The organism is Streptomyces cupreus (assembly GCF_014257025.1).
GTDB classification, from domain to species: Bacteria; Actinomycetota; Actinomycetes; order Streptomycetales; family Streptomycetaceae; genus Streptomyces; species Streptomyces cupreus.
Window position 1 is genome coordinate 1 of record NZ_JACMSF010000083.1, and the last position, 26,091, is coordinate 26,091.

A 26,091-nucleotide genomic window follows, 5' to 3' on the forward strand; every position below is an offset into this window, starting at 1 on the left:
GCTGCCCACCCATCCACCCACTCGTACGTATGCCTCTTCGTACGTTCTTCAGTGTTAAATCAAGAATCGAATTCAATTATCAAATTGAAACAAATTAAAAAGAGTTCAAAAAATTAATCTAAATCCATTTCGTTGTTGCTGCTCGATCGGCCGCTGGGCTGAGGCTCGGCCGTTGGGATCGATCCCGCAGTGCGTCGACGAGCGAATGGGGGGAGGGGGTCCCGCTTAACTTAAGCACCTCCCTCCCGACCCGACGTCGCCCGCGTTTTTTCCCGCGCGACGGCAAAATACCCCGCGTGACGTACCCACGACCGAAAGGAGCCGTCCAGTGGCTAACGATTCCGACGCCCTACGCGCACGGCGTTACAGGGCACACAAGCACGGTGACCATCGCCTGTGTTCGCCGGACCGCTGCTTCGGGGTGCGCGCCGACAACGACGACGGTGACCATCCCCCGGCGGCTACGGCCAGGATCTCCGACGCCGTCCGCGACTACGTCGCCGCGCTGCCCGAGGGAACCGACGACGGCGCGCGGGCGGTCCTGGCGCAGGTCGCTGTTCGGCTTGCTGCCGCCATGGACGGCGCACGTCTGGGGCCGGGGCTCGGTGTCCTGTCCCGCGAGCTGAGGGCGGTCGTTGGCGCCCTTGGCGAGGCGGAACAGCCGGATTCCTACGCCGCCCTGGACGACCTCAAGGCAAAGAGAGCCCAGCGGCGGGTGACGTTGCTGCTGGACGCGTTCCCGAACTGACCTTCCCTTTTTGAGGTCGGAAGCTGCTCACCGATCCGGTCGCGGCTTGTCGTCGTCATCGTCTCCGTGGCGGATGGTGGTGAAGATTAGGGAAGTGAGGGCCACCACGACTGTTGCGCTCTGAATGAAAGCGTCAGCACTGGCACCGCGCGCAAGCCAAACAGAAACCAGGGCTGTGAGCGAAGTCAGACTTACTGCTCCATAGGCCAACGGCCTTCTGCGGTTACGCATAGATCTCCACCCCCGCCGCTACTGACGACATCAATACGATCAGTCCGAAGGCGTCTGCACAGACCACGTAGAGCCAGCCCCTGATGACTCCTGAGCCGTTGTAGCAAATCATCCGAACCCCGAACGGCATAACGGTCATGCCCAGAAAGATGGCTCCCAGCGCAACAGCAACCGTGCTGGCCGCAATCGGCTTGTGATCCAAGCTGGCACCGATTAGCGCACCGCAGAGTGCAACCACGGCGGTCACGGTCCAATCGATCCAGAACACAGCGTCGTCAATGGTCAGCGCATGTTTCTTCCCTGGTTGCGGCTCCCGCGAAACCAACTTCAGCCAGGTCTGCGCTACGGCTACAGCGGCTGCGAGCCCGAGCGTGATCAACCAGGCCACTCGTCCCCCTAGAACACGATCGTGAGCAACGCATCATGCCATCCCCGCAGCGCTGGTCGACCATGCCCCTCCACGTAGAAGTTCGCGCAAGTCGCTGGCCTCCACTTGCAGTTGGGCGCAAGATCGGACATGTCGATCGTCACCGAAGGCATCGGAGGCCACCATGGCACTGATCAAACTCGGCAAAGACCCTGAGAGCCCGGACGGCAAATCGCCCACCATCTACCTGGACGATGAGAAGGACACCTACCTCGTACAGGGATGGAAGGTGACCGACCAGGAGCGCCGGTCGCAGATGGATCTCCCCGGCCACGAGGACGTGATAGAGATCCCTCGTCGGATGGTGCAGTTCTTCTTGGAGGTCAACGACGGTGGCGGAACCGACACTTGAGCAGCAGCTCCGGAGCTGTCGGCGCTCGGCCGTTCACTTGGAGATGAGGGACGGCTACATGCGCTCCGATCCCCGCTTCATCGCCTGGCAGAACGGCGTACGCGACGCCCCCGAGGACAACGACCCAGCCCTTCGCCCCTGGCTTGCGCTAACCGCCGAGCTGACCGGCAAAGATGTCGAGATCCGTCGGGCGCGGATCGTCTCCGAACCGGTGAGTGACTACATCGAGTTCGAGCACCACGTCACCGATGCCAACGTCAAGGCCGGTGAGCTAGTCCGCTGGCTGCCGCGTCGGCAGGCGTCGGACATCGCCCTGCCCGGCAACGATTTCTGGCTGCTGGACGATCGCCTAGTCGTGTTCCACCACTTCGACGGTGACGGCGAACTAGCCCCGGACGACGAGACGTTCACCGACGATCCGGCGACGGTGAAGCTGTGCGGCTCCGCCTTCGAAGCGGTGTGGGAGCGGGCCGTGCCGCATGAGCAGTACCGGCCGGCACGTCGACCCTGACGGAGAATCAGCTTTGCCGTCATCGTCCAGCGTCGTCGAAGCACGACGAGCACTCGGTCAGCGTCTGCGCGAGATACGGAAAGAGGCGGGTCTCACCGCGCGGGCGCTGGCCGCGTTGGAAGGCTGGCACGAGTCGAAGTGTTCCCGTATCGAGCATGGGCGAACTCCCCCCTCGGACGCGGACATTCGTGCCTACACGCTGCACTGCGATGCCCAGGACCAGACCGCCGACCTGATCGCCACAGCCCGCGCCGTCGAGGGTATGTACGTCGAGTGGCGTCGCATGGAACGCGCCGGGCTGAAACAGGTGCAGGAGTCGGTGGCCCCGCTCTTCGAGCGCACCCGGCGCTTCCGCACCTACCAATCATGGGTTGTACCAGGGCTGTTGCAGACCGCCGCCTACACCAAAGCCGTACTCGCCACAGTCGCCACCCTTCGCGACGTGCCGGACGACATCGACGCCGCCGTGGCCGTACGGATGGAGCGGCAGCGCATCCTGCATTCTGGTGATCACCGGTTCGCGATGCTGGTCGAAGAGTGGGTACTGCGGACTGTCATCGGAGACGCAGAAGTCATGGCCGGACAGCTCGGCCATCTGATCGCCGTTGCCTCGCTCCCCTCGGTGTCGCTCGGCATCATCCCGATGGGCGTGCTGCGCGGCTCCGGCTGGCCCGTCGAGTCCTTCACCATGTATGACGACGACCAGGTCAACGTGGAGCTTGTCTCCGCCCATCTCACGGTCACACAGCCGCGAGAGGTACAGGAGTACGCCCGCGCCTTCGCAGAGTTGTCGGCTATAGCCGTCCACGGTGCCGCCGCGCGGTCGCTGCTCACAGCCGCCATTGACTCCTGCGGGTGACCTCGTGCAAGTTCGCACACGTTCGTTGTGGCCAACTCCCAGTCATTCCTAGCGTGCTTAACAACACGAGTACAGCCAAGTCGGGGAGCAGCCATGGCAGCAGCAGAGACGGACGCACGGGGCTGGGACTACGTCACCTACGCCCCCTCGGGCGAGACGTGCTCCGCCTGCATGAAGCCGATCAAGACGCTGGAGCAAGTGCATCGGGGCGCGCTTGAGCGACAGTCCGGTGCCCCGGTGGTCGTCTATCGGCATCTCCGGTGCCGCAGGGGGTGACCTGATGGCCCGAAGCATCCTCCGCTATGTGCCGCACCGGATCACTCGGCACCCGGACACCGACATCAACTTCGAGGCCGAATGCCTGAAGTGCGACTGGACGGCAACCCCCTCGATTGACGACGCGGCCGTGGACATCGAGTGCATGCGGCACACCGGCGCGACGCGGCACGAGGGCTTCCGCCGCATCTGCACGTCGTTCGCCCTGGTCGAGCGCGTCGAGTAGGACCGTCCAGCCCTGCTTCCGATGGTGCGGCGGCGCCATGGTCGGCACCGCTGCCGGGCGGCTCGCGCGCTGGGCGTGCGACAAGTGCGGGTTCGTCGTGTGGAGCTGATTGTGGCCCCGGCCTCCCCCGCCCGGCGACACCCCCTGCGTATCTCCGCAGCCGGGCAGGGGCGGCCCCGCTTCGCTACTACTGGCGCGTCTTCCGGATCTTCTCGCAGTCTTCGATGTCCGAGTCGGCGCCGGTCGCGATGACGCGGCATCTTCCAGGTCAGTTGCGCTACTTTCGCATCTTGATGATGAGCCATAGAAGGGCGAAGGCGGCGGCAGGGATCACGAAGATCCCGAGTATCCAGGTGAGCATGCCAACTACCATGTAGTAGAGCAGGTACACGCTGGCGAATGCGCCGACGATAATGAGGAAGGCGCAAGCCACCTTTATTAGTGCTTTTGTCATGGCGTGCCCACCCGATTCCTTACTTGTGCTGTACGTCCAGTGTGCCCCCCGAGGCCGCGAGGTCGCCCCGTCAATGTTGACAGCCAGGACACCAGACAGCGAGAGACGACCGGAAACGACCGACACCATCACCTTCTGTGCTGGTCAGATGCCCTTTCGCCGCATCGACGCAGGTAGTGAGGAACACGGGATAAGTACTGGTCGTACTGCTGCCCTGCGAGCGCGGCGACAGGGCGCTCAGTCCCGGAGATAGGGCCGGTGCCAGTGGCGTTCGCTGAGGACCTTGGTCCACTCGGCGGCGAGCCGCTCCCGTTTGTCGTCGGGAAGCTCGTCCAGCGTGGGGCGGAGTCCCTCGATGATCTTCGCGACCTCCTGCGCGTCGCGGCGGACGGGTAGACCGAGGTGATGGGCGATGGTGCGGAGAGTCATCGTGATCACCTTCTTCGGCGTTGTGATTCCAGTGTGCGCCCCGCTCCGGGCGTCCAGCCGAGGGCACATGTGAGGGCACGTCGGTGCGGGAACCGCCGCGAAACCGTGAGAAGTGCTGAGAGGCGTTTCCGCACGTCAGCGACCCTTTCCCGACATCCGTGCAGCTCACAGAAGTGCCCGAATCAGTTGTGGGCGAACTCACCTGTGGTGTCACCGGTTCGGCTGGCAGTGGGGCGCGGGAGAGGGGGCGCGCGGGTGGGCGTGCGCCGGTAACGTCTTCGTATGGACACGTCCTGGTGGCTGGCGCTCGCGGCGGTGGTGCTGCTGGCGCTGGTCGCCGCGCTCGTGGACGGGTGGGGGCGCAGGCCCGCCGGGCGGGTGAACCGGCGTCGGGTGGTCGTTCGGCCGCGGCCCACGGAGATCTGGTGGGCGAGTGTGCCGTACGAGGACCGGCCCGGCGCGACGGACCGGCCGTGTCTGGTGCTGGCTGTGCACGGGAAGCGGGTGCGCGTCGCGAAGATCACGAGCCGGTATCACGACGAGCGGGCCGGGGTGATTCCGTTGCCCCCGGGTGCGGTGAGCGATGCCGAGGGGCGGGCGAGCTTCCTGGAGACGGACGAGCTGCGCGACGTGCCCGTGTGGGACTTCCGCCGGAAGGCGGGGGTGGTGGACCCGGTCCTGTGGGACCAGGTCCGTCACCTGGCATCGTGAGGGCCTACGCCCAGAGTTGACCCTGAAGGGTCTCGATCGCTTCCTCCGTCGTCGCCGCCGTGTAGACGCCCGTCGACAGGTACTTCCAGCCGCCGTCGGCCACGATGAACACGATGTCGGCGGACTCCCCCGCCTTCAGTGCCTTCTTGCCGACGCCGATCGCGGCGTGCAGGGCCGCGCCCGTGGAGACGCCCGCGAAGATGCCCTCCTGCTGGAGCAGCTCACGGGTGCGGGTGACCGCGTCCGCCGAGCCGACGGAGAAGCGGGTGGTGAGGACGGAGGCGTCGTACAGCTCGGGGACGAAGCCCTCGTCGAGGTTGCGCAGACCGTAGACCAGGTCGTCGTAGCGCGGTTCCGCCGCGACGATCTTCACGTCCGGCTTGTGCTCGCGGAGGAAACGACCGACGCCCATCAATGTCCCCGTCGTCCCCAGGCCCGCCACGAAGTGGGTGATGGAGGGGAGGTCGGCGAGGATCTCGGGGCCCGTGGTCGCGTAGTGGGCGCCCGCGTTGTCCGGGTTGCCGTACTGGTAGAGCATCACCCAGTCGGGGTGCTCGGCCGCGAGCTCCTTGGCCACGCGTACGGCGGTGTTGGAGCCGCCCGCCGCCGGGGAGGAGATGATCTCGGCGCCCCACATGCCGAGCAGGTCCCGGCGCTCCTGGGAGGTGTTCTCGGGCATCACGCAGACCATGCGGTAGCCCTTGAGCTTGGCGGCCATGGCAAGGGAGATGCCGGTGTTGCCGGAGGTGGGCTCCAGGATGGTGCAGCCCGGGGTCAGCCGGCCGTCCTTCTCCGCCTGCTCGATCATGTGCAGGGCCGGGCGGTCCTTGACCGAGCCGGTGGGGTTGCGGTCCTCCAGCTTGGCCCAGATGCGGACGTCGGCGGACGGCGACAGCCGCGGCAGGCGCACCAGGGGGGTGTTGCCTACCGCGGCCAGCGGGGAGTCGTAGCGCATACGGGATCAGACCATGCCGCCGGCCACGGCCGGCAGGATCGTGACGTTGTCGCCGTCGGTGAGCTTGGTGTTGATGCCGTCGAGGAAGCGGACGTCCTCGTCGTTCAGGTAGACGTTGACGAAGCGGCGCAGCTGCTCGCCGTCCACGATGCGGGCGTGGATGCCCGCATGCCGGGTCTCAAGGTCGGTGAACAGGTCGGCGAGGGTGTCACCGCTGCCCTCCACCGCCTTCTGACCGTCGGTGTACTGGCGGAGGATGGTGGGGATGCGGACCTCGATGGCCATGGCAAGGGGCTCCTGTCGGAAAAGTGGTCTGGTCTCAGTGGGCGCGCGTCGAGGGCGCGCCGCGGCAACACGGCCGTACGGCTACAGCGGGACGGTCAACAGATGGCGCTGTTCAGCCTGCACAGGTCGACGTGCAGCCGCGCAACGAGCATCGTGCCCGGCGCCTTGTCGCTCACGTCGAGAAGAACCATGGGCTCATCGTATCGATTCCCGGACCGGCTCCTGGAGTGTGATCTCACCCTTCGGACGGAATTCGTCCAGGATACGAGATACGAGATCAGTACGCCTCCACGATCTTGACCTCCTCCTCCGTCACCTCACCCTCCAGGATCCGGAAGGAGCGGAACTGGAAATCGCCGAGGCCGTCGGTGTCGGCGGTGGAGACCAGGACGTAGTGCGCGCCGGGCTCGTTGGCGTAGGAGATGTCGGTGCGGGAGGGGTAGGCCTCGGTGGCCGTGTGGGAGTGGTAGATGACCACCGGTTCCTCGTCCCGGTCGTCCATCTCGCGGTAGAGCTTGAGCAGGTCGCCCGAGTCGAACTCGTAGAAGGTGGGCGACATGGCCGCGTTCAGCATGGGGACGAAGCGCTCGGGGCGGTCGGTCCCGGCCGGGCCCGCGATGACGCCGCACGCCTCGTCGGGGTGGTCCTTGCGCGCGTGCGCGACGATCTGGTCGACGAGGGCCTGGGTGATGGTCAGCATGCTCGCCAGGATAAGCAGAAGGGCGGCCCCGTACCGAGGAGTGGTACGGGGCCGCCCATATGCCGGACAGCTCGGCTGGGACGGGGTCAGCCGACCTTCTCGAACTCCAGCTCTCGGCGCTGCGTGACCTCGGGGCTGCGCGACTTCAGCACGAGCCAGCCGACGCCGAGGGCGGCGGCCCAGCCGGCCATCACATAGAGGCAGACGCGGGAGTCGGCGTCGTAGGCGATGAGGCCCGTGACGAAGAGCAGGAAGGCGATGGCGACCCAGCTGCACTTCGCGCCGCCCGGGGCCGGGAAGGACGAGGCCGGCAGGCGGCCCGCGTCGACCGCGCGGCGGTACAGGACGTGGCTGATCAGGATCATCAGCCAGGTCCAGATGCCGGCCGCGGTGGCGACCGAGACGACGTAGCCGAAGGCCTTCTCCGGGACGATGTAGTTCAGGACCACGCCGATGCCCATGAAGACGACCGAGACGCTGATGCCGAGCGCGGGCGTCTTGGTGGAGGACAGCTTGCTGAACACCCTCGGGGCCTCGCCGTTGTCGGCCAGGTTGCGCAGCATGCGGCCGGTGGAGTACATGCCCGAGTTGCAGGAGGACAGCGCGGCGGTGAGCACCACGAAGTTGACGATGCCGGCGCCGGCCGGGATGCCGATGACCGCGAAGGCCTTCACGAAGGGGCTGACGCCCTCCGCGAACTCGGTCCACTTGACCACGCACAGGATGACGGTGAGGGCGCCGACGTAGAAGAGCGCGATACGCCAGGGCAGGGTGTTGATCGCCTTGGGGAGGGTCTTCTCCGGGTTCTCGGACTCGCCCGCGGTGACGCCGACGAGCTCGACGGCGAGGTAGGCGAACATGACGCCCTGGAGGGTCATCAGGGAGGAGCCGATGCCCTTGGGGAAGAAGCCGTCGAACTCCCACAGGTTGGAGACCGCGGCGGTGTCACCGGCGTTGCTGAAGCCGAAGGTGAGGACACCCAGGCCGATCACGATCATGCCGATGAGCGCGGTGACCTTGATCATGGAGGCCCAGAACTCGATCTCGCCGAACAGCTTCACCGAGATCAGGTTCGCCACGAAGAGAACGACCAGGAAGACCAGCGCCGTGACCCACTGCGGGATCTCCGGGAACCAGTAGTGGATATAGATCGCGGCGGCCGTCAGCTCGGCCATGCCGGTGACGACCCACATCAGCCAGTAGGTCCAGCCGGTGAAGTAGCCGAAGAACGGGCCGAGGAACTCGCGGGAGTACTCCGCGAAGGAACCCGAGACCGGGCGATAGAGGAGCAGCTCGCCGAGGGCTCGCATGATGAAGAAGATGATCACGCCTGCGAGGGCGTACATCAGGATGAGGCTGGGGCCCGCCTTGGCGATGTTCGCACCGGCGTTGAGGAACAGTCCCACGCCGATGGCGCCGCCGATGGCGATCATCTGGACCTGGCGGCTGCCGAGGCCACGCTCGTAGCCCTCTTCCGGAGCCTTCTCCGTGTCGACCTGAGCGGAGGTCATGTGTTCGTGCGCCTTTCTCCACGCCGACCGGGCCTCTCGTCGGCCTCGGATCGGATCTCGATCCCCCCGGATTGATGGAGCGTTGTGCCTAACCGGCGATCAGCCGGTCGGTGGCGCACCCGGACGGAACATGGGTGGTGTTCGCCGGGCGGTCGTGAAGATTTATCACGACCGCCATATTGATCGTCCGGACGCTCTGTGGCGCATCACACAGGAAGAAGCGGACAAGCGGCGTACAAAAGGGGCACTTTGGGCCGGGAGGGTGACGCGATCGTTATCCGGATTTGAGCGTCCGCTGAGCGAACACATGGACCCGGCACAACCGTCACGATCAGGGCATGAGTGTGGAGACGAGCGTCTCCTGGAGCCCGCCCAGCCAGAGGTAGGCCATCACCATCGGCTTGCGCGGGTCCTCGTCCGGCAGCCGGTAGAGCAGGTCCGTGTCGTCCTCGTCGAGGATGTCCAGGCGTGAGCCGATCGCCAGGCGCAGGTCGTTGAGGGCACTGAGCCACTGGCGGGATTCCGCGGGGGACAGTTTCAGTACCGCCCCGCCCTCGCCCGTGGCGCTGAGCTCGTCCAGGGAGCGGATCACCGCCAGGGCGTTCTCCCGCTTTCCGGCGCGCAGGTCGTTCTCGGTGTAGCGGCGGAACTCGGCGGAGTACGCGCGCTGTTCCTCGGCCTCCCGGGGCCCGGGGGTGCCCTCGGGGTCGCTGTAGGCGTCCGGGAACAGCCGGCGCAGGACGGGATCGGCCGGCGGTTCGCTCGGGCCGTCGGCGAAGAGTTCGGCGAGCGGGTCGTCGGGGGTGTCCGCACCGGGTCCCGGCCCGATCAGCTCCAGGAGCTGGACGGCCAGTGACCGGATGATGGAGATCTCGACGTCGTCGAGGGCGACGGCCGCGCCGCCGCCGGGGAGCGGTTCGAAGGTTCCTGGCATCAGCGCTGGTCGCTACTTCCGGTCCTGCTGGAGGGTGGCCCACAGACCGTATCCGTGCATGGCCTGCACATCGCGTTCCATCTCCTCGCGGGTGCCGCTGGAGACGACCGCACGGCCTTTGTGGTGGACGTCGAGCATGAGCTTGGTGGCCTTGTCCTTGGAGTAACCGAAGTACGTCTGGAAGACGTACGTCACATAGCTCATGAGGTTGACCGGGTCATTGTGGACGATCGTGACCCAGGGGACGTCGGGCTCGGGAACGGCGAAAACCTCTTCCGCCGACTCGGTGCGTTCGATCTCTACGGGAGCGGGTGACGTCACATGGCCCATGCTGCCACGCTCCAGATAAATCGTCACACTGACGCGAAGTGGGGTAGAGTCCTTGCCATGCTGCATACACCGGGGGACAACCCCCGGACCCCCGGCCGGCCTGGGGACACCCGGAGAGTCATAGCTAGGAGAGCTGTCGTGGATGTAGCGGACCTTGGGCTGCCGGTGGATGTTCCCTCGACGGCGCTCTTCACGGACCAGTACGAGCTGACGATGCTTCGGGCCGCCCTGAAAGCGGGCACCGCCGAGCGGCGGAGCGTCTTCGAGGTCTTCACCCGCCGACTGCCGAACGGGCGCCGCTACGGCGTGGTCGCGGGCACCGGGCGGGTGCTGGACGCCGTGGAGAACTTCCGTTTCGACGACGGCGTCCTCGGCTTCCTGCGCGAGCGCGCCATAGTCGACGAGGAGACCCTGGACTGGCTCGCCGGCTACCGCTTCAGCGGCGACATCTGGGGCTACCCCGAGGGCGAGGTGTACTTCCCGGGCTCGCCGATCATGCGTGTGGAGGGCTCCTTCGCCGAGTGCGTGCTGCTGGAGACGGTGATCCTGTCGATCCTCAACCACGACTCGGCCATCGCCGCGGCGGCCTCCCGGATGTCCTCGGCGGCCGGGGAGCGGCCGCTGATCGAGATGGGCGCACGGCGCACCCACGAGCTCGCCGCGGTCGCCGCCGCGCGCGCCGCCTACGTCGGCGGCTTCACCACCACCTCCGACCTGGCGGCCGGCTTCCGCTACGGCATCCCGACCGTCGGCACCTCCGCACACGCCTTCACCCTGCTGCACGACAGCGAGCGGGACGCCTTCCAGGCCCAGGTGAACTCGCTCGGCCGGGCCACGACGCTGCTCGTGGACACCTACGACGTCGCCGAGGCGGTCCGTACGGCCGTGGAGGTGGCCGGGCCCGAGCTGGGCGCGGTCCGTATCGACTCCGGGGACCTGCTGCTGGTCGCGCACCGGGTGCGGCAGCAGCTGGACGAGCTGGGCGCCCGGGACACGAAGATCATCGTCACGTCGGATCTCGACGAGTACGCCATCGCCTCGCTGGCCGCGGCGCCGGTGGACGCGTACGGCGTCGGCACCCAGCTGGTGACCGGCTCCGGGCACCCGACCTGCTCGATGGTCTACAAGCTGGTCGCCCGCGCCGAGTCCACCGACCCGGGGGCCCCGCTGGTGCCGGTGGCGAAGAAGTCGACCGGCGGCAAGACCTCCATCGGCGGCCGCAAGTGGGCGGCGCGGCGGCTCGACGAGTACGGCGTCGCCGAGGCCGAGGTCATAGGCACGGGGGCGGTGCCCGCCGAGCTGGCCGGCCGGCAACTCCTGGTCGAGCTGATCAAGGGCGGTGAGGTCGTGGCCCGCGAGCCGCTGGACGCCGTACGGGACCGCCACATCGCCGCCCTGGCGGTGCTGCCGCTGTCCGCTACACAGCTCTCACGCGGGGAACCCGTCATTCCGACTGAGTACGTCCATCTGCGGTCGGGTAGCTAACCCTGGTGCGCCCTCCCGCAGTGCCGTCGAAGTCTCTAGGCTCGTAGGTTCACTCTTAGTCGAAGGACATCCACCATGCGCCGCGCCTTGATCGTCGTAGACGTGCAGAACGACTTCTGCGAGGGGGGCAGCCTCGCGGTGGCCGGTGGCGCGGATGTCGCCGCCGCCATCACCGAGCTGGTCGGGCAGGCCGCCGGTTCCGGCTACCAGCATGTGGTGGCCACCCGCGACCACCACATCGCGCCAGGCGGCCACTTCGCCGACAATCCGGACTACGTCCACTCCTGGCCGGCGCACTGCGTCGCCGGCACGGAGGGGGTCGGCTTCCACCCGAACTTCGCCCCCGCGGTCGCCTCCGGTGCGATCGACGCCGTGTTCGACAAGGGGGCGTACGCGGCGGCGTACAGCGGGTTCGAGGGCGTCGACGAGAACGGCGTGACGCTCGCCGACTGGCTGCGGGCCCGGGAGGTCTCGGAGGTGGACGTGGTGGGCATCGCCACGGACCACTGTGTACGCGCCACGGCCGTGGACGCGGCCCAGGAGGGCTTCCGTACGCATGTCCTGCTGGACCTGACCGCGGGCGTCGCCGAGGAGAGCACCGGCCGGGCGCTGGAGGAGATGCGCGAGGCCGGGGTGGAACTCACCGGGAAGCCGGTCGTGGCCTGAAGCGTCAGGCCTGAGCCGCCGGTCTTCGCAGGGCTCTGATCGGGCGCCACAGCTCCTGGGCCGGCTCCGGAGCCATGGCGACACCGTTGTCAGGGGCCGTCCGCCATATCAGGCCGTCGGGGTGGTGCAGGACCGCGGTGATCTCGTCCGGGGTCGGCGGGGCCGCGTTGCCGCGCAGGTAGACCGCTCGCAGGCCCAGATTGCGGAGCCTGGTCAAGGCCCGGGCACGGTTCTGGGCGTGCACCAGGAAACGGACCGAGCCCGTTCCGTCGGCGGTGGGTGTGGGCAGGTTCAGCGCCACCACCACGCTGCCGGTCGGCAGCTTGCAGAAACCTCCTGCGGCCATGCGGTCACACCCCCGTGTGCGTCGGTGTCAATAAGAGAGCCACAGGACGCACCTAAACACGGATCGGCGGCAACCCGCCAGGGGTTGCCGCCGATACGCTTCTGACCTGCGGAAACTCTATTTACTTCACCGCAGGGCCGACCTGGACCGAGATCGTCGAGCCATTCTTGGCCTCCTTGACGATCTTGATCTTGGTGTTGGTGTCAGTGACGTTGACACCCGCGAGCGGGGTCGCCGCGTCGTAGTAGGTGTTCGTGTGGTCGTTGAAGACCGACACCCCCTTCGACGACGGGATCTTGGTCGCGACGTCCGCGTTGTGCAGCGTGATGCCGTCCGTGCGGTACAGGCTGAACGGCGAGTCGTAGGCCTGGATCCGGCTGCGCATCAGCGTGCCGTCGGACCACTTCAGCGCCGTCGGGTGCGAGTCGACCGGCAGCACCAGACCGACGCCCGGGTGCTTGCTGGTGTTGTTGTCCGCCTGGGAGGTGTCCCACTTCCAGATCAACAGGCCGTTCTGGTACGGGTAGTGCTCCACCCAGCTCGGACGGGTCGTGGAGAAGCCGAAGTTGTACGGACCGACCTTCAGGGTCTTGTCGTACGACACGTACTGACGGTTCTCGGCGATGTAGTACTGCGCGTAGTCCTCGGTGAACGTCGCGCCCATGCGCTTGAAGCCGCTCTTCGTCCAGGCCGCGTCCTCGGTCTCGGCGTTGTCGGTGAACAGCGCCGTGCCGTCCGCGGTCACCGAGATCCGGTCGGCCGCGAAGCCCTTCTCGGCCACACCGCCGTCGGTGGCGTAGCGGAAGCGCAGGTCGATCTTCTTGCCGGCGTAGGCGTCCAGCGAGAAGGACAGCTTCTTGTACGTCTCCGAGAAGCCGGTCAGCGCGGGCTTGTCCGAGCCGTCACGCGGGATGGCCTGACCGTCCACCGTGCCGTCCAGGGCGGTCCAGTTGGCGCCGCCGTCGGTGGAGACCTCGGTGTAGAGGTAGTCGTAGCCCGACTCGATGGCGTACCAGCCGTCGAAGCCCAGCGTGGCCGAGGACTTGCCGGTCAGGTCCACGGAACGGGTCAGCGTGTTGCGGAGGTTGTCGCCGCTGCCGCTCCACCACTGGCTCGCGCCCTCGGCCGGGGTGACGATCTCCGTCGTGACCGGCTTCTTGGGCAGCTCGACGATGAGCGCCTGCTTGTTCTTGGTGTTGTACTCGGCGACGCCCAGCTTGTGCTTCGACTTGGTCGCGGCCTTGGCCGTGGCGTAGTCGAGCCAGCCCAGCTGGAGCTTGTCCCAGGCGGTCATGTCGCCGGGCAGGTCGCCGATGGCCTCCTTGCCGGTGCCGAGCCAGGAGCCGGAGGACATGAGGGTCCAGAAGCCGGTGGAGTTCTCGCCGCCGCCGGAGGTGTCGTAGTGGTCCGGCAGACCGAGGTCGTGGCCGTACTCATGGGCGAAGACGCCGAGTCCGCCGTTCTCCGGCTGGACCGTGTAGTCGCCGACCCAGATGCCGGTGTCGCCGATCTGCGCGCCGCCGAGCCGGTTGTTGTCGGGGCCGGTGGCGCCGGCGTCGGTGCCGAAGGCGTACCAGCGGTGGGCCCAGATCGCGTCCTCGCCCTGTGCGCCGCCGCCCGCGGACTCGTCCTCACCGGCGTGCACGACCTGGAAGTGGTCGATGTAGCCGTCGGACTCGTTGAAGTCGCCGTCGCCGTCGAAGTCGTAGCGGTCCCACTGGTCGAACTGCTTGACGTCGGCCTGGATCTGCGCGTCGGTCCGCCCCGCTGCCTTCTGCTGGGCGACCCAGGCGGTCACACCGTCGCTGACGATGTTCCACACGCTCGGGCAGTTGGTCTCACCGCACTTGTTGTTGCCGTAACGGGCCTCGTTGTAGGGGACCTTGACCCAGTCGGTGACCTCGCCCTCGATGGAGTAGCGGCCCGAGGACTGCTTCTCGTAGTACTTCTTCATCGACTCGACACGCTTGCCGGTGCCGAAGTAGAGGTCCTCGAAGTGCTTCTGGTTGTAGTCCGCCTGCCAGGCCGTGCTGTTGTCCTGGCTGCGGTCCGGCTCGGCTATCTGGTTGTGCAGCGGGCCGGGGGTGCCGCCGAACTCGCTGTTGGTCTGCTCGCCGAACTCGACCAGGATCGTGAAGATCTTGTCGGTCTTCTCGCGGCCGAGCTCGACGTACTTGCTGTCGCCTTTCTTGCTCTTGAGCTCGACGACCTGGGAGCCCTCGCGCTCCTTCACCTTGGCCTTGCCGGATATGACCTGCTTCAGGGCCTCTTCGCGCTGGGCTTCCTGGGTCTTGCTCAGCGGGCCTTCGAGATCGTGCTCCTGCTCGTTGTGGACCGGCGCCGGGTCGTGCCGGTCGATGGCGCTCTTGGCCGTGTCGTCGGCCTGGGCCATGGTGAACGTCGAGAACGTGGCGGTGGCCGCCGCGAACGCGACAGCCGTCGCGGCCGCTCTGAACGTCCAGGGTCTGCTGGTCACTTGAGATCCTCCCCCGCGTTCGGCGCGCGCGACGGGAGGGTTCCTGGTCATGGAAGATTCGCGCGCGCGTGATCAACGCGTGTAGTCAAGTGACGACATTTGACTAGAGGTTCAGCAGAAAAGACAGACCTTGACTTGAGCAGGTCAACTGCACTATGCGGAGTCGAGGTCCGCTTTACGGACACCTGCGGCCCGCTGGACAGGCGCGCGACACCGTCCACTTGGTGGACGCCATGACTCCGTGCGCCCCCCATGCACCGGTACTGTTGGTTAGGTCACGCTTACTGTTCGTTCCGCTCGGGCATGCACGCGATTAGAGTCGATTGGCGGAACGCCCGGAAACTGGCGGATTGCCAGGCCGACACCCCCGTGCACCCCCGAATCCGAGGACACGATTACCATGCCTCGTCCGACCGCCGCACAGCTCGCCTACGGTTCGTGCACCGTGCTCTTGTCGACCCTCGCCATGCTGCTGCTGTCACAGACGAGTTCGGGTGCGGGGATCGCACTCGTCGCCGTTTCGGCGCTCGCCCTTGGACTGCTGGTCGCGCTGACCGTCCCGACACCCAAGGCGCGTGTGATCGCCATGCGCAAGCCGGCCCCCGCCGCCCTGGAAGACGCGCCCGCCCCGGCGCCGGTTCCCGAGCGCGCCGCCTCCTGACACCCGGCGCGGCACCTCAGCGGGTGCTGACCACCACCGTCTTGGCCGCCTTGTCGTGCAGGCCCTGCTTGTAGGGCTTGTCGAAGAAGCTCCAGCCTCCGCAGATCGCGGTCCAGACGCAGGCGCAGCAGAAGGCGAACGGGATCCACAGCACCGACGAGCGGAGCAGCGAGGTCTGCACGGAGGGCGTGGAGCCGTTGTCCAGGTTGGCCACCCGCATGCCCAGCCACTTCTTGCCGAGCGTCTGCCCGGACTTGGCGATCATGTAGGTGTCGTAGCCGATGTAGAGCACGGCGGCGATCAGGGACTGCGCGAGGGACTTGCCGTAGTCGACGTCGTCGGCGTTCATGTCCAGCTCGTTGACTCGGAACGCCCAGGTGAGCAGCCAGACCACGATGGCCACCATCACCATGTCGATGATCCGCGCCAGCGTGCGCTTGCCGCTGTCGGCGAGCGGGGGCATGCCCGCGAGCGGATCGGCCGGGTAACCACCGCCCCCGTAGGGGTCGCCACCGTAGGGTCCGCCGTACGGCGGGGGCTGGCTGCCGTGACCGCCGGGCGGGGAGTCGTAGGGCGAGCCGGCGCCCGCACCGGTGTCCCCGGACGGGGGCTGCTTCCTGAACGGGTCGTCTTCCGGCGGCTGCTGACCGGAGCCGGGGGGCGGTTCACTGCTCATGGCCCGAGTCGACCGCGAACCCTCCGCCCCCGCATCCGGCGAGCGGCCGTCCGGGGTACGGAATCAACCGGGCAATTCGCCGTACCCCGTCATCCTGCTACGAACGTACCCGCGGCCTTGTCGTGCCAGCACTGGCGCCAGGGCTTGTCGAACAGACACCACAGGATGCCGACGACACCGATGACGAGCAGTCCGGGCACGCTGTAGACGAGCCAGCGGCGCAGGGCCCCGCCGAAGGAGGGCGGCTCGTGCGCCTCGATGTCCCGCACCTCAAGGCCGAGCAGCTTCTTGCCCAGCGTGCGGCCCCACTTGGCGGTGGGCAGCGCCTCGTAGAGCGCGCCGAAGAGCAGCAGAACGGCCAGCACGATGCCGAGATACACGGCTGTCGTGCCGTCGAGCAGCCAGACGGTGACGGTCTCGCCGGAGAGCTTGGCCGCGTCGATCTTCTCGCCGATGTGGTCGATCGCCTTGGTGCCTAGCGGTACGGCGGCCACGCCGGTGACGGCCGCGAGGACGACGGTGTCCAGCAGCCGCGCGGTGAGCCGCTTGCCGAGGGAGGCGGGCCGCGCGGAGGCCTGGCGCCGGGCGGCGGCCTGGAAGACGTCCTCGACCGGCGGCTTCCAGGGCGCGGCGGGCTGGTCCTCGCCGGGCGCTCCGGCGAGCCGGTGCACCTGCTGGGCCCAGGAGGGCTGACCGCCGCCGGGGCCGGTGGTGACCGGCGTCGCGGCTTGGGCGCCGCCCTGTGCGGGGACCTGCGGCGCCGCCTGCGGGCCGGACTGCTGGGGGACCGCCGGGGCCGCGTGAGGCCCGGAGCGGGCTGTGGGAGCGGCGACTTGGGCCTGCTGCGCCTGGGCGGCGGCGGCCTTGCCCGCACCGAAGCCGGGGCCCTGGGGGGCGGAGTTCGCGGGAGCGCCGAAACCGGCGGCACCCCCGGAACCGGCCGAGCCCGCCACGCCCGTACCCCCACCGGACTGCGCACCGAAACCCGGGGCACCGGCTGAACCAGCCGGGGCCGCCGCAGCCGTACCGCCGCCGGACTGCGCACCGAGGCCGGGAGCACCGGAAGAGCCTGCCGCACCGGACTGCGTGCCGAAGGCCGCGGCACCGGCCGAACCGGCCGAGCCCGCCGCAGCCGTACCGCCGCCGGACTGCGTGCCGAGGCCGGGAGCACCGGAAGAGCCTGCCGCGCCGGACTGCGTGCCGAAGGCCGGGCCGTTGCCGGGGACGGGCTCGCCCGCCGTGACTCCGGTACCGCCGACCCCACTTGCTCCCTGTCCGGGAGCCGAGCCCGGTGTGCGCCCCTGCTGTGCCCCGGACGCTCCGTCCTGGCGACCCGTGCGCGGGGACAGCGCGCGGAATGTCATGGTGCCCTCGTCCGCGGCGGGGGCCCCGGAGTCGGGGGTGCCCTGTGCGGCGGGGCCCGGAGTCGGGCGGCGGAAGACGAAGGTGTTGCCGGAGGCCGCGCCCTCGGCCGGAGGGATCGTGGCCGTGCCGTCCGTGCTCTGGGTCATGCCGTCGGCCGGAGCCGGAGCCGGGGTGCGCGGGTCGGGGGTGCCCCAGGAGACACGGCGGTCCTGGTCGCCGCCGAAGCCGGACTGACGGGAGCGGTCGGCGCCCCAGGCCGCGGCGGGCTCGGGGCGGCTGCCGTGCTGGGAGCGGTCCGGGGCGGGTTCGTCGACCGGGTCCTCGTCGAAGAAGTGCGGGCCCGTCTCCTCGACGGGAGCCGGAACCGAGGCAGCCGGGGTCACGCCCGGCGGTGGGGCGAGCGGTTCGCCGTCCGTGGGCGCCGGACGGCTGGTGCCCGGTACCCAGGCGGCACCGTTCCAGTACCGGACATATCCAGGAATGGACGGGTCCGGGTAATACCCTTCGCGGGGCCTGTCGTCACCGGGGGCCGGGGTTGGGGCGCTCATGTCCGTCGTCCCGTATCTGCTCGGGGGTCATTTGGGGGCCTCCACATCTATCAGACGCGGGCAACCCCCACTGCCGGTCCCGCGGTACCCACCCCTTTCCGGGCAACAGAAAAAGAGTTCCCCGAACCCGCGTAATGCTCCTGGCTCCCGCCTCTCTCCCCTCGTACGGGGCCCACCCGAGGGCCCGAACCAGAGAGAGGACACCGGACGTCATGCACCCCACCGTCGTAGAGCGGGAGCTGGAGCTGGAGCTCGTCCTGTCGCCCGAGCGCAGCATCCCGGTCCCGGCCCTGCTGAGCTACCGCAGCGACGACCCCTACGCCGTCCACATCACCTTCCACATCGACTCCGAGCACCCCGTCAACTGGACCTTCGCCCGCGAACTCCTCGTGGAGGGGGTGTTCCGGCCGTGCGGCCACGGGGACGTGCGGGTGTGGCCGACGAAGGTCGAGGGCCGCAGCGTCGTGCTGATGGCGCTGAGTGCACCCGAGGGGGACGCCCTGCTGGAGGCCCCGGCCGCGCAGGTGTCGGCCTGGCTGGAGCGGACGCTTCGGGTCGTCCCGCCGGGCTCCGAGGCCGAGCAGCTCGGCATCGACGACGGCCTGGCCGAACTGCTCGCCCCGACCCCGGCCGACGACCTGTGGCTGCGCGACCCCTGGCCGAGCGATGAGTCGAAGGACGGGGAGTGAGTACGTCAGAAGAGTTTCCCCGGGTTCAGGATGCCGAGCGGGTCGAATACCCGCTTGATCCCCCGCTGCATCTCCACGCCCACCGGGCCGATCTCGCGCGCCAGCCACTCCTTCTTCAGTACGCCGACGCCGTGCTCGCCGGTGATCGTGCCGCCGAGTTCCAGGCCGAGGGCCATGATCTCGTCGAAGGACTCGCGGGCGCGCCGGGACTCGTCGGGGTCCTGCGCGTCGAAGCAGACCGTGGGGTGGGTGTTGCCGTCACCCGCGTGGGCGACGACCCCGATGGTCAACTGGTACTTCTCGGCGATCCGGTCGACCCCTTCGAGCATGTCGCCGAGCCGGGAGCGCGGCACGCACACGTCGTCGATCATCGTCACGCCCCTGACCGCCTCCAGCGCGGTGAGCGACAACCGCCGTGCCTGGAGCAGCAGTTCGGACTCGGCGGCGTCCTCGGCGGGGACGACCTGGGTGGCGCCCGCGGCCTCGCACAGGGCGCCGACCGCGGCGAGGTCGGGGGCCGGGTCCGGGGTGTCGAAGGCGGCGAGGAGGAGGGCCTCGGTGGTCTCCGGCAGTCCCATGTGCGCCAGGTCGTTGACGGCCTTGACAGTCGTACGGTCCATCAGTTCGAGGAGGGACGGGACGTGCCCGCCGGCCATGATCCGGCACACCGCGTCGCAGGCTTCGGCCGCCGACCCGAACTCGGCCGCCAGCACCAACTGCTGCGGCGGCTGCGGCTTCAGCGCCAGGACCGCCCGTACGACGATGCCGAGGGAGCCCTCGGAGCCGACGAACAGGCGGGTCAGGTCGTACCCCGCGACCCCCTTCGCCGTACGGCGACCGGTGGTCATCAGCCGTCCGTCGGCCAGGACGACGTCGAGGCCGAGGACGTACTCGGCCGTCACCCCGTACTTCACACAGCACAGTCCGCCCGACGCCGTGCCGATGTTGCCGCCGATCGTGCACTGCTCCCAGCTGGAGGGGTCCGGCGGGTAGTACAGGCCGTGTTCGCCGACCGCGCGGGACAGGGCGGCGTTGACGACGCCCGGTTCGACGACGGCGATGCGGTCGACCGGGTTGATCTCCAGGATCCGGTCCATCTTGGTCAGCGACAGCACGATGCAGCCGTCCGAGGCGTTGGCCGCGCCGGACAGCCCGGTGCGGGCGCCCTGCGGGACGACCGGCACGCGCAGTTCGGTGGCGGTGCGCATGACGTGCTGCACCTGCTCGACCGTGCGCGGCAGGACGACCACGGCCGGCGCTCCGGCGGGGCAGAAGCTGGCCATGTCGTTGGCGTAGGAGGCCGTGATGTCGGGGTCGGCGAGGACCGCCTCGGCGGGCAGGCCGGTGAGCAGACGGTTGACGAGGTCGTGGCTCATGATCACAGCGTCGCACCGGGGGCCATCGGTGTGAACCCCGCCAGCGAGGGGCTTTCGGTACGGGAATGCGGTCGTCGTACTGACGCACAGTGACGCCATGGAGAACGAACAGGAGGAGCGGCGCCCGCGGATCCGCCGGCGGGTGCTGGTCGGTGCGGTCGCCGGGTGTGCCGTGCTCGGCGGGGTGCTGACGCTGCTGCCGTGGGGGCGGCAGACGGGCGTGCCCGTGTCGGCGCCGGGCGCCCGGGCGATGACCGCGGTCACCACGGGCGTACCGGCCGCGCTGCCCGACCTGGCGGTGCTGATCGGTGAACGGGAGAGCCATCTGCGGGACCATCCGCAGGACGCGGAGTCCTGGGCGGTGCTCGGGGCGGCCTATGTGGAGCAGGGGCGGCGGACCGCGGAACCGGCGTACTACCCGAAGGCCGAGCGGGTGCTGCGGACCTCGCTGAAGGTACGGGCGAAGGGCAATGTGGAGGCGCTCAGCGGGATGGCCGCGCTGGCGGGCGCCCGCCGGGACTTCCCCACCGCGCGGAAGTGGGGCGAGGCCGCGCTGAAGCTGGAACCGAGGCGATGGACGACGTATCCGCTGCTGATCGACGCGTATACGGGCCTCGGCGACCACAAGGCGGCGAAGAAGACCCTGGACCGGCTGCTGGAGCTGCGCTCCGGGCCCGCCGTGATGGCGCGGGCCGGGGCCGTCTACCGGGACCACGGCTGGCGCGAGGACGCGGCGGCCTCCCTCTCCGACGCGGCGGCGGCCGCCGAGGCACCGGCCGAGCGGGCCGCGTACCTGGAGCACGGCGGACAACTGGCCTGGGAGCGCGGCGACCGGGACACGGCCCTGCGTCACTTCCAGGAGGCGGTACGGCTCGACCCCGACCAGCGGGCCGCGCTCGCCGGACAGGGCCGGGCGCTGGCGGCACTGGGCCGGACGACGGAGGCGCTGAACGCCTACCGGGTCGCCCTCGCCAAGCAGCCGCTGCCCCAGTACGCCCTGGAACTGGGCGAGTTGTACGAGTCGCTGGGTCTTGGGCAGGCGGCCCGGGTGCAGTACGACGTCCTGCGCGAGCGGGTGCGCAGCGCCGCCGCGGGCGGGGCCGACGAGGAGCTGGTCCTCGGCCTGTTCGAGGCGGACCACGGGGATCCGCGGTCGGCGGTACGGCGGTTGCGGGCCGAGTGGCGGCGGCAGCCCGGGATCGCGGTGGCGGACGCGCTGGGGTGGGCGCTGCACCGGGCCGGGGCCGACGAGGAGGCGCTGCGGTTCGCGAAGATCGCGACCGACAAGACGAAGGGCGGCGCGGTGCGCAGTGCGCTGTACGCGTACCACCGCGGGATGATCGAGCGGGACCTGGAGCAGTCAGGTCCCGCTCGCCGGCATCTTCAGGAGGCGTTGCGGATCAACCCGTACTTCTCGACGCTGCACGCGCCGCTGGCCCGCCAGGCGCTGGATGCGCTCGGCGAGCCGCCGGACGAGCCGCTGCCCGAGGAGTCCTAGAGGTTGCCGCGCTTGGCCTGCTCGCGCTCGATCGCCTCGAACAGGGCCTTGAAGTTGCCCTTGCCGAAGCCCATCGAGCCATGGCGTTCGATGATCTCGAAGAAGACCGTCGGACGGTCCTGGACCGGCTTGGTGAAGATCTGGAGCAGATAGCCGTCCTCGTCGCGGTCGGCGAGGATCTTCAGCTCACGCAAGGTCTCCACCGGCACCCGGGTGTCGCCGACCCACTCGCCGAGGGTGTCGTAGTAGGAGTCCGGGGTGTCGAGGAACTGGACCCCGGCCGCGCGCATGGTGCGGACCGTCGCGACGATGTCGTTGGTGTTCAGCGCGATGTGCTGGACGCCGGCGCCGCCGTAGAACTCCAGGTACTCGTCGATCTGGGACTTCTTCTTGGCGATGGCGGGCTCGTTGATCGGGAACTTGACCTTGAGCGTGCCGTCGGCCACCACCTTCGACATCAGCGCGCTGTACTCGGTCGCGATGTCGTCGCCCACGAACTCCTTCATGTTCGTGAAGCCCATGACCTTGTTGTAGAAGCCGACCCACTCGTTCATCCGGCCGAGTTCCACATTGCCGACGCAGTGGTCGATCGCCTGGAAGGTGCGCTGCGCGGGCGGCTCGACAAGCGGGTCCGCGGCGACGTAGCCGGGCAGGTACGGGCCGTCGTAGCCGGTGCGCTCGACGAGCGTGTGGCGGGTCTCGCCGTAGGTGGCGATGGCGGCGAGGACGACGGTGCCGTACTCGTCCTTCAGCTCGTACGGCTCGGCCACGGAGCGGGCGCCGTGCTCGATGGCGTAGGCGTAGGCGGCGCGGGCGTCCGGGACCTCGATGGACAGGTCGATGACGCCGTCGCCGTGCTCGGCCACATGCTCGGCGAGGAAGCGGCCCCAGTCGGTGGCGGGCTTGATCACCGAGGTGAGGACGAAGCGGGCGGAGCCGTTCTCCAGGACGTACGAGGCGGTCTCGCGGGTGCCGTTCTCCGGTCCGGAGTAGGCGACCAGCTTCATGCCGAAGGCGGTGGAGTAGTAGTGCGCCGCCTGCTTGGCGTTGCCCACGGCGAAGACGACCGCGTCCATTCCCTTGACCGGGAAGGGGTCGGCCTGCCGGGCGGTGTCGGGAGTGTGGTCTGTGGTCTGCGTCATAGCGGCAGCCTGGCCGCACCTCGCAAGGTGCGCAATAGTTTGCATGCTCGCTGAGCAATGTGCGCAGTGATACGCCCGTGTCGGCGGGCTTTCTGTACAGGATGACCAGTGCCGGGAGGGCCCATGGCGATCGATCATCTGGACGGGCGCATCATCGTGCTGCTCGCGCGGGAGCCGCGGATCGGGGTGCTGGAGATGTCCCGGCGGCTGGGAGTGGCCCGCGGGACCGTGCAGGCGCGCCTCGACCGGCTTCAGTCGAACGGAGTCATCCGCGGATTCGGGCCGCAGGTCGACCCGGCGGCGCTCGGCTATCCGGTCACCGCCTTCGCCACGCTCCAGATCCGGCAGGGCCAAGGGTCCGATGTGCGGGCGCACTTGGCGACGGTTCCGGAGGTGCTGGAGCTGCACACGACCACCGGTAGCGGGGACATGCTGTGCCGGCTCGTGGCCCGCTCGAACGCCGATCTGCAACGGGTCATCGACCGGGTTGTCGGTTTTGATGGGATCGTCCGGGCCTCCACCGCGATCGTGATGGAGAACCCTGTGCCGCTGCGGATCATCCCGCTGGTGGAGCAGGCAGCGGAGGACCGGGAGAGGAGTTAGCCGACTGCTGGGGTGAGCGATGTGAACTTCTGGGAGTACCTGGGCACCCGGCACCAGCAGTTGCTCACCGACGCCTTCCAGCATGCGAGCGCCGTGTTCCAGTGCATGGTCGTCGCGACCGTCCTGGGCGTGTTGATCGGGGTCGTCACCTATCGCAGCGAATGGGCCGGGAACCTCGCGACGACGACCACCTCGACCATCCTGACCATTCCGTCGCTCGCCATGATCGGTCTGCTCATCCCGATCGTGGGCCTGGGCGTACCGCCCACGGTGATCGCACTGACGCTGTACGGGCTGCTGCCGATCGTGCGCAACGCGATCGTCGGTCTGCGCGGGGTCGATGCGACCCTGGTGGACGCCGCCACGGGCATCGGGATGTCCCGGCCGATGCGGCTGGTCCGGATCGAACTGCCGCTGGCCTGGCCGCCGATCCTGACCGGCATCCGGGTCTCGACGCAGATGCTGATGGGCATCGCGGCGATCGCGGCCTACGCCTCCGGACCCGGCCTCGGCAACGAGATCTTCCGCGGCCTCGCCTCGCTGGGCAGCAGGAACGCGCTCAATCAGGTGCTCGCGGGCACGCTCGGGATCATCGTCCTGGCCCTGCTGTTCGACGCCGCGTACGTGCTGATCGGGCGGCTGACCATTCCCAGGGGGATCCGTGCCTGAGTCCAGTACGTCCGGCGCCTCGATCGAGCTGGAGAACCTCACCAAGCGGTATCCGGGCAGCCCGAGCCCGGCCGTCGACAACGTCAACATGGAGATCCAGGCGGGCGAGATCGTCATCTTCGTCGGTCCCTCGGGGTGCGGGAAGTCCACGACGCTCAAGATGATCAACCGGCTGATCGAACCGACCGGTGGCCGGATCCGGATCGGCGGCGAGGACGTCACCGGCATCGACCCGGTGAAGCTGCGCCGCAAGGTCGGATACGCGATCCAGTCGGCCGGACTCTTCCCGCACATGACGGTCGCGCAGAACATCGCCCTCGTACCGAAGATGGTCGGCTGGCCGAAGAGGCGGATCAAGAGCCGGGTGGAGGAGCTGCTGGACCTGGTCGGGCTGGACCCCGGCGAGTTCCACGGCCGCTATCCGCGTCAGCTGTCCGGCGGTCAGCAGCAGCGGGTCGGCGTGGCCCGGGCACTGGCCGCCGATCCCCCGGTGCTGCTGATGGACGAGCCGTTCGGCGCGGTCGACCCGATCACCCGTGACCATCTCCAGGACGAGTTGATCAGGTTGCAGCACGAGCTGCACAAGACGATCGTCTTCGTCACCCATGACTTCGACGAGGCGATCAAGCTCGGTGACCGGATCGCCGTTCTGCGCGAACGCTCGCACATCGCTCAGTTCGACACCCCGGAGGCGATCCTCACCAACCCCGCCGACGACTTCGTCTCGGGGTTCGTCGGCGCCGGGGCGGCGCTGAAGCGGCTGAATCTGACCCGGGTGAGGGATGTGGAGATCCAGGACTACCCGACGGTCACCATCGACGATCCGCTCCAGGAGTTCTTCAACAAACTCCGCTCCAGCGGCACCAACGAGATCCTGCTGCTCGACAAGCGCCGCCGCCCCTACAAGTGGCTGCGCCGCGGCGACCTGATGCGCGCCAAGGGCTCCCTGGCCCGCGCGGGCACGCTGGTGCACGACACGGTCACCCGGGACGCCACCCTGCGCGACGCACTGGAGGCGGTCCTCACCGACAACGCGGGCCGGGTCGCGGTCACCGGGCGGCGCGGCGAGTACGACGGAGTCGTCGACATGGAGACGCTGATGAACTCCGTGCACGAACTCCTGGAGGCGGACCGGCTTGAGGCGATGGAGCACCAGCACGAGCTGGAGGAGGCGCGGGCCACCCAGACGCACGCCGAGCAGGAGGGCGACGGAGGGGAGAAGAAGGCGTGACCACCTCCCCCGAGCAGCGGCGTCCCGAGGGCGAGCACGAGGTCAAGGGGCTCGCCTTCCGGGACGAGGGCGAGGCCGAGCAAGAGGCGCCCCCGCCGCCGGCGGTCGCCGCGCGCCGGGTGACCTGGCAGAAGCTGACCTTCCTGCCGGCGCTGCTGGTGGTGCTGCTGCTGGTGACCTGGCTGTGGTTCCAGCAGGCCGACCTGGACGCGATCTCCGAGAACGCGCTGTCGAACGGCCAGGTGTCCAAGGCGCTGTGGCAGCACGTGGAACTGACCGTGGTCTCCACCTTCTTCGTGCTGATCATCGCGATCCCGCTGGGCGTCCTGCTGACCCGCGAGGCGTTCCGCAGGGCGACCCCGGTCGCGATGACCGTCGCCAACATGGGCCAGGCGACCCCCGCGATCGGTCTGCTCGCCCTGCTGGTGATCTGGCTCGGCACCGGGACGAAGGCGGCCCTGATCGGCATCACCGTCTACGCCGTCCTGCCGGTGCTGGCGAACACGATCGCGGGCCTGAAGGCGAACGATCCCACCTTGCTGGAGGCGGCGCGGGGCATCGGCATGTCACCGCTGGGGGTGCTGTCCCGCGTCGAGATGCCCTTGGCGGTCCCTCTGATCCTGGCCGGTGTCCGTACGGCCCTCGTCCTGAACGTCGGTACGGCGACCCTGGCCGCCTTCGGCGGAGGCGGCGGCCTGGGCGTGCTGATCACCACCGGGAT

The 26,091-nt window shown here is 68.6% G+C and carries 32 protein-coding genes; 16 read left to right on the top strand and 16 right to left on the bottom strand.

All coding sequences use genetic code 11. The features are described from left to right. The first annotated feature begins 328 nt into the window (after positions 1-328). Entirely contained in the window at positions 329-748 is a 420-nt protein-coding gene (locus tag H4N64_RS39975; protein WP_186287534.1) for a hypothetical protein, read from the top strand. Positions 749-971: 223 nt separating this feature from the next. On the opposite strand, the gene H4N64_RS39980 is transcribed toward H4N64_RS39975, so the two are convergent. Then, entirely contained in the window at positions 972-1,367 is a 396-nt protein-coding gene (locus H4N64_RS39980; RefSeq protein WP_186287535.1) for a hypothetical protein, read from the bottom strand. A 163-nt stretch (positions 1,368-1,530) separates the two neighbouring features. On the opposite strand from H4N64_RS39980, the gene H4N64_RS39985 reads away from it, so the two are divergent. The 5 genes from H4N64_RS39985 (at position 1,531) to H4N64_RS40005 (ending at position 3,630) form a co-directional block, all read left to right on the top strand. Further along, complete coding sequence (locus tag H4N64_RS39985; RefSeq protein WP_186287536.1) at positions 1,531-1,758, top strand: hypothetical protein; 228 nt, start codon at positions 1,531-1,533, stop codon at positions 1,756-1,758. A 43-nt stretch (positions 1,759-1,801) separates the two neighbouring features. Continuing rightward, on the top strand, positions 1,802-2,269 hold the full coding sequence (locus H4N64_RS39990; RefSeq protein WP_336246939.1) for a DUF6879 family protein: 468 nt from the start codon (positions 1,802-1,804) through the stop codon (positions 2,267-2,269). After that, positions 2,238-3,128 carry a helix-turn-helix domain-containing protein gene (locus H4N64_RS39995; RefSeq protein WP_186287538.1) on the top strand — a complete coding sequence of 297 codons (891 nt, stop codon included), beginning with the start codon at positions 2,238-2,240 and terminating at the stop codon, positions 3,126-3,128. The genes H4N64_RS39990 and H4N64_RS39995 overlap by 32 nt, the downstream gene beginning before the upstream one ends. A 93-nt stretch (positions 3,129-3,221) precedes the next feature. After that, positions 3,222-3,404, top strand: coding sequence for a hypothetical protein (locus H4N64_RS40000; RefSeq protein WP_186287539.1), 183 nt, complete (start codon positions 3,222-3,224; stop codon positions 3,402-3,404). Positions 3,405-3,408: 4 nt separating this feature from the next. Next, a complete protein-coding gene (locus H4N64_RS40005) occupies positions 3,409-3,630 on the top strand; it encodes a DUF7848 domain-containing protein (protein WP_186287540.1) in 222 nt (73 codons plus the stop codon). 277 nt (positions 3,631-3,907) lie between these two features. On the opposite strand, the gene H4N64_RS40010 is transcribed toward H4N64_RS40005, so the two are convergent. Both H4N64_RS40010 and H4N64_RS40015 read right to left on the bottom strand, forming a co-directional pair. After that, a complete protein-coding gene (locus tag H4N64_RS40010; RefSeq protein ID WP_186287541.1) occupies positions 3,908-4,084 on the bottom strand; it encodes a hypothetical protein in 177 nt (58 codons plus the stop codon). Positions 4,085-4,321: 237 nt separating this feature from the next. Next, positions 4,322-4,513, bottom strand: coding sequence for a hypothetical protein (locus H4N64_RS40015; protein WP_186287542.1), 192 nt, complete (start codon positions 4,511-4,513; stop codon positions 4,322-4,324). A gap of 282 nt (positions 4,514-4,795) precedes the next feature. Between H4N64_RS40015 and H4N64_RS40020 the strand changes: the two genes are divergently transcribed. Next, positions 4,796-5,224, top strand: a complete 429-nt coding sequence (locus tag H4N64_RS40020; protein ID WP_186287543.1) for a type II toxin-antitoxin system PemK/MazF family toxin — start codon at positions 4,796-4,798, stop codon at positions 5,222-5,224. Between the two features lie 4 nt (positions 5,225-5,228). On the opposite strand, the gene H4N64_RS40025 is transcribed toward H4N64_RS40020, so the two are convergent. The 7 genes from H4N64_RS40025 to clpS form a co-directional block, all read right to left on the bottom strand. Continuing rightward, on the bottom strand, positions 5,229-6,179 hold the full coding sequence (locus tag H4N64_RS40025; protein WP_186287544.1) for a PLP-dependent cysteine synthase family protein: 951 nt from the start codon (positions 6,177-6,179) through the stop codon (positions 5,229-5,231). Between the two features lie 6 nt (positions 6,180-6,185). After that, a complete protein-coding gene (locus H4N64_RS40030) occupies positions 6,186-6,464 on the bottom strand; it encodes a MoaD/ThiS family protein (protein WP_186287545.1) in 279 nt (92 codons plus the stop codon). A 95-nt stretch (positions 6,465-6,559) separates the two neighbouring features. Further along, positions 6,560-6,655, bottom strand: a complete 96-nt coding sequence (locus H4N64_RS46570) for a putative leader peptide (RefSeq protein WP_328871699.1) — start codon at positions 6,653-6,655, stop codon at positions 6,560-6,562. Between the two features lie 86 nt (positions 6,656-6,741). Next, positions 6,742-7,164 carry a M67 family metallopeptidase gene (locus H4N64_RS40035; RefSeq protein WP_186287546.1) on the bottom strand — a complete coding sequence of 141 codons (423 nt, stop codon included), beginning with the start codon at positions 7,162-7,164 and terminating at the stop codon, positions 6,742-6,744. An 86-nt stretch (positions 7,165-7,250) separates the two neighbouring features. Next, entirely contained in the window at positions 7,251-8,675 is a 1,425-nt protein-coding gene (locus tag H4N64_RS40040) for an amino acid permease (RefSeq protein WP_186287547.1), read from the bottom strand. Between the two features lie 331 nt (positions 8,676-9,006). Then, the gene (locus tag H4N64_RS40045) at positions 9,007-9,609 is read right to left on the bottom strand and encodes a DUF2017 domain-containing protein (RefSeq protein WP_186287548.1); all 603 of its coding nucleotides are present in this window, start codon (positions 9,607-9,609) and stop codon (positions 9,007-9,009) included. A 12-nt stretch (positions 9,610-9,621) separates the two neighbouring features. Beyond that, on the bottom strand, positions 9,622-9,939 hold the full coding sequence (gene clpS / locus H4N64_RS40050; protein ID WP_095754611.1) for an ATP-dependent Clp protease adapter ClpS: 318 nt from the start codon (positions 9,937-9,939) through the stop codon (positions 9,622-9,624). A gap of 138 nt (positions 9,940-10,077) precedes the next feature. Here clpS and H4N64_RS40055 point away from each other — a divergent pair, with 138 nt between their 5' ends. Beyond that, positions 10,078-11,424, top strand: coding sequence for a nicotinate phosphoribosyltransferase (locus tag H4N64_RS40055; protein ID WP_186287549.1), 1,347 nt, complete (start codon positions 10,078-10,080; stop codon positions 11,422-11,424). Between the two features lie 75 nt (positions 11,425-11,499). After that, a complete protein-coding gene (locus H4N64_RS40060) occupies positions 11,500-12,090 on the top strand; it encodes an isochorismatase family protein (RefSeq protein ID WP_186287550.1) in 591 nt (196 codons plus the stop codon). 4 nt (positions 12,091-12,094) lie between these two features. Here H4N64_RS40060 and H4N64_RS40065 read toward each other — a convergent pair whose 3' ends face one another. Both H4N64_RS40065 and H4N64_RS40070 read right to left on the bottom strand, forming a co-directional pair. Continuing rightward, on the bottom strand, positions 12,095-12,436 hold the full coding sequence (locus H4N64_RS40065) for a hypothetical protein (RefSeq protein ID WP_186287551.1): 342 nt from the start codon (positions 12,434-12,436) through the stop codon (positions 12,095-12,097). A 121-nt stretch (positions 12,437-12,557) separates the two neighbouring features. Continuing rightward, positions 12,558-14,912: an immune inhibitor A domain-containing protein gene (locus H4N64_RS40070; protein ID WP_186287552.1), complete on the bottom strand. Its 2,355-nt coding sequence runs from the start codon at positions 14,910-14,912 to the stop codon at positions 12,558-12,560. Between the two features lie 400 nt (positions 14,913-15,312). On the opposite strand from H4N64_RS40070, the gene H4N64_RS40075 reads away from it, so the two are divergent. Next, positions 15,313-15,573, top strand: a complete 261-nt coding sequence (locus tag H4N64_RS40075) for a hypothetical protein (protein WP_186287553.1) — start codon at positions 15,313-15,315, stop codon at positions 15,571-15,573. Between the two features lie 16 nt (positions 15,574-15,589). On the opposite strand, the gene H4N64_RS40080 is transcribed toward H4N64_RS40075, so the two are convergent. Both H4N64_RS40080 and H4N64_RS40085 read right to left on the bottom strand, forming a co-directional pair. Then, the gene (locus H4N64_RS40080) at positions 15,590-16,249 is read right to left on the bottom strand and encodes an RDD family protein (RefSeq protein WP_186287554.1); all 660 of its coding nucleotides are present in this window, start codon (positions 16,247-16,249) and stop codon (positions 15,590-15,592) included. 89 nt (positions 16,250-16,338) lie between these two features. Further along, entirely contained in the window at positions 16,339-18,162 is a 1,824-nt protein-coding gene (locus H4N64_RS40085) for an RDD family protein (protein WP_186287555.1), read from the bottom strand. A 212-nt stretch (positions 18,163-18,374) separates the two neighbouring features. Here H4N64_RS40085 and H4N64_RS40090 point away from each other — a divergent pair, with 212 nt between their 5' ends. Next, on the top strand, positions 18,375-18,851 hold the full coding sequence (locus H4N64_RS40090; protein WP_186287556.1) for an SsgA family sporulation/cell division regulator: 477 nt from the start codon (positions 18,375-18,377) through the stop codon (positions 18,849-18,851). 5 nt (positions 18,852-18,856) lie between these two features. Here H4N64_RS40090 and H4N64_RS40095 read toward each other — a convergent pair whose 3' ends face one another. Continuing rightward, complete coding sequence (locus tag H4N64_RS40095; RefSeq protein ID WP_186287557.1) at positions 18,857-20,227, bottom strand: FAD-binding oxidoreductase; 1,371 nt, start codon at positions 20,225-20,227, stop codon at positions 18,857-18,859. Between the two features lie 97 nt (positions 20,228-20,324). On the opposite strand from H4N64_RS40095, the gene H4N64_RS40100 reads away from it, so the two are divergent. Beyond that, positions 20,325-21,725: a tetratricopeptide repeat protein gene (locus H4N64_RS40100; RefSeq protein ID WP_186287558.1), complete on the top strand. Its 1,401-nt coding sequence runs from the start codon at positions 20,325-20,327 to the stop codon at positions 21,723-21,725. On the opposite strand, the gene hppD is transcribed toward H4N64_RS40100, so the two are convergent. Then, positions 21,722-22,867: a 4-hydroxyphenylpyruvate dioxygenase gene (gene hppD / locus H4N64_RS40105; protein ID WP_186287559.1), complete on the bottom strand. Its 1,146-nt coding sequence runs from the start codon at positions 22,865-22,867 to the stop codon at positions 21,722-21,724. The genes H4N64_RS40100 and hppD overlap by 4 nt on opposite strands. Positions 22,868-22,990: 123 nt before the next feature. Between hppD and H4N64_RS40110 the strand changes: the two genes are divergently transcribed. The 4 genes from H4N64_RS40110 to H4N64_RS40125 form a co-directional block, all read left to right on the top strand. Then, positions 22,991-23,470: an Lrp/AsnC family transcriptional regulator gene (locus H4N64_RS40110; RefSeq protein WP_186287560.1), complete on the top strand. Its 480-nt coding sequence runs from the start codon at positions 22,991-22,993 to the stop codon at positions 23,468-23,470. Positions 23,471-23,491: 21 nt separating this feature from the next. Further along, complete coding sequence (locus tag H4N64_RS40115; protein WP_186287563.1) at positions 23,492-24,139, top strand: ABC transporter permease subunit; 648 nt, start codon at positions 23,492-23,494, stop codon at positions 24,137-24,139. Further along, a complete protein-coding gene (locus H4N64_RS40120; RefSeq protein WP_186287561.1) occupies positions 24,132-25,370 on the top strand; it encodes a betaine/proline/choline family ABC transporter ATP-binding protein in 1,239 nt (412 codons plus the stop codon). Before H4N64_RS40115 ends, H4N64_RS40120 begins: the two co-directional genes overlap by 8 nt. Continuing rightward, on the top strand, positions 25,367-26,091 hold a 725-nt coding region (locus H4N64_RS40125), incomplete at its 3' end, for an ABC transporter permease subunit (RefSeq protein ID WP_186287562.1). The genes H4N64_RS40120 and H4N64_RS40125, both read left to right, overlap by 4 nt.

Excerpts from the sequence above, each read along its gene's own strand:
- H4N64_RS40015 (WP_186287542.1), bottom strand. The coding sequence starts at position 4,513 with ATGACTCTCCGCACCATCGCCCATCACCTCGGTCTACCCGTCCGCCGC.
- H4N64_RS40000 (WP_186287539.1), top strand. The coding sequence starts at position 3,222 with ATGGCAGCAGCAGAGACGGACGCACGGGGCTGGGACTACGTCACCTAC.
- H4N64_RS39990 (WP_336246939.1), top strand. The coding sequence starts at position 1,802 with ATGAGGGACGGCTACATGCGCTCCGATCCCCGCTTCATCGCCTGGCAG.
- H4N64_RS39985 (WP_186287536.1), top strand. The coding sequence starts at position 1,531 with ATGGCACTGATCAAACTCGGCAAAGACCCTGAGAGCCCGGACGGCAAA.
- H4N64_RS40040 (WP_186287547.1), bottom strand. The coding sequence starts at position 8,675 with ATGACCTCCGCTCAGGTCGACACGGAGAAGGCTCCGGAAGAGGGCTAC.
- H4N64_RS40030 (WP_186287545.1), bottom strand. The coding sequence starts at position 6,464 with ATGGCCATCGAGGTCCGCATCCCCACCATCCTCCGCCAGTACACCGAC.
- H4N64_RS40110 (WP_186287560.1), top strand. The coding sequence starts at position 22,991 with ATGGCGATCGATCATCTGGACGGGCGCATCATCGTGCTGCTCGCGCGG.
- H4N64_RS40095 (WP_186287557.1), bottom strand. The coding sequence starts at position 20,227 with ATGAGCCACGACCTCGTCAACCGTCTGCTCACCGGCCTGCCCGCCGAG.
- H4N64_RS39995 (WP_186287538.1), top strand. The coding sequence starts at position 2,238 with ATGAGCAGTACCGGCCGGCACGTCGACCCTGACGGAGAATCAGCTTTG.
- H4N64_RS40075 (WP_186287553.1), top strand. The coding sequence starts at position 15,313 with ATGCCTCGTCCGACCGCCGCACAGCTCGCCTACGGTTCGTGCACCGTG.
- H4N64_RS40020 (WP_186287543.1), top strand. The coding sequence starts at position 4,796 with ATGGACACGTCCTGGTGGCTGGCGCTCGCGGCGGTGGTGCTGCTGGCG.
- H4N64_RS40100 (WP_186287558.1), top strand. The coding sequence starts at position 20,325 with ATGGAGAACGAACAGGAGGAGCGGCGCCCGCGGATCCGCCGGCGGGTG.
- H4N64_RS40045 (WP_186287548.1), bottom strand. The coding sequence starts at position 9,609 with ATGCCAGGAACCTTCGAACCGCTCCCCGGCGGCGGCGCGGCCGTCGCC.
- H4N64_RS40005 (WP_186287540.1), top strand. The coding sequence starts at position 3,409 with ATGGCCCGAAGCATCCTCCGCTATGTGCCGCACCGGATCACTCGGCAC.
- H4N64_RS40080 (WP_186287554.1), bottom strand. The coding sequence starts at position 16,249 with ATGAGCAGTGAACCGCCCCCCGGCTCCGGTCAGCAGCCGCCGGAAGAC.
- H4N64_RS40035 (WP_186287546.1), bottom strand. The coding sequence starts at position 7,164 with ATGCTGACCATCACCCAGGCCCTCGTCGACCAGATCGTCGCGCACGCG.
- H4N64_RS40025 (WP_186287544.1), bottom strand. The coding sequence starts at position 6,179 with ATGCGCTACGACTCCCCGCTGGCCGCGGTAGGCAACACCCCCCTGGTG.
- H4N64_RS40085 (WP_186287555.1), bottom strand. The coding sequence starts at position 18,162 with ATGAGCGCCCCAACCCCGGCCCCCGGTGACGACAGGCCCCGCGAAGGG.
- H4N64_RS40090 (WP_186287556.1), top strand. The coding sequence starts at position 18,375 with ATGCACCCCACCGTCGTAGAGCGGGAGCTGGAGCTGGAGCTCGTCCTG.
- hppD (WP_186287559.1), bottom strand. The coding sequence starts at position 22,867 with ATGACGCAGACCACAGACCACACTCCCGACACCGCCCGGCAGGCCGAC.
- H4N64_RS46570 (WP_328871699.1), bottom strand. The coding sequence starts at position 6,655 with ATGGTTCTTCTCGACGTGAGCGACAAGGCGCCGGGCACGATGCTCGTT.
- H4N64_RS40060 (WP_186287550.1), top strand. The coding sequence starts at position 11,500 with ATGCGCCGCGCCTTGATCGTCGTAGACGTGCAGAACGACTTCTGCGAG.
- H4N64_RS40065 (WP_186287551.1), bottom strand. The coding sequence starts at position 12,436 with ATGGCCGCAGGAGGTTTCTGCAAGCTGCCGACCGGCAGCGTGGTGGTG.
- clpS (WP_095754611.1), bottom strand. The coding sequence starts at position 9,939 with ATGGGCCATGTGACGTCACCCGCTCCCGTAGAGATCGAACGCACCGAG.
- H4N64_RS40010 (WP_186287541.1), bottom strand. The coding sequence starts at position 4,084 with ATGACAAAAGCACTAATAAAGGTGGCTTGCGCCTTCCTCATTATCGTC.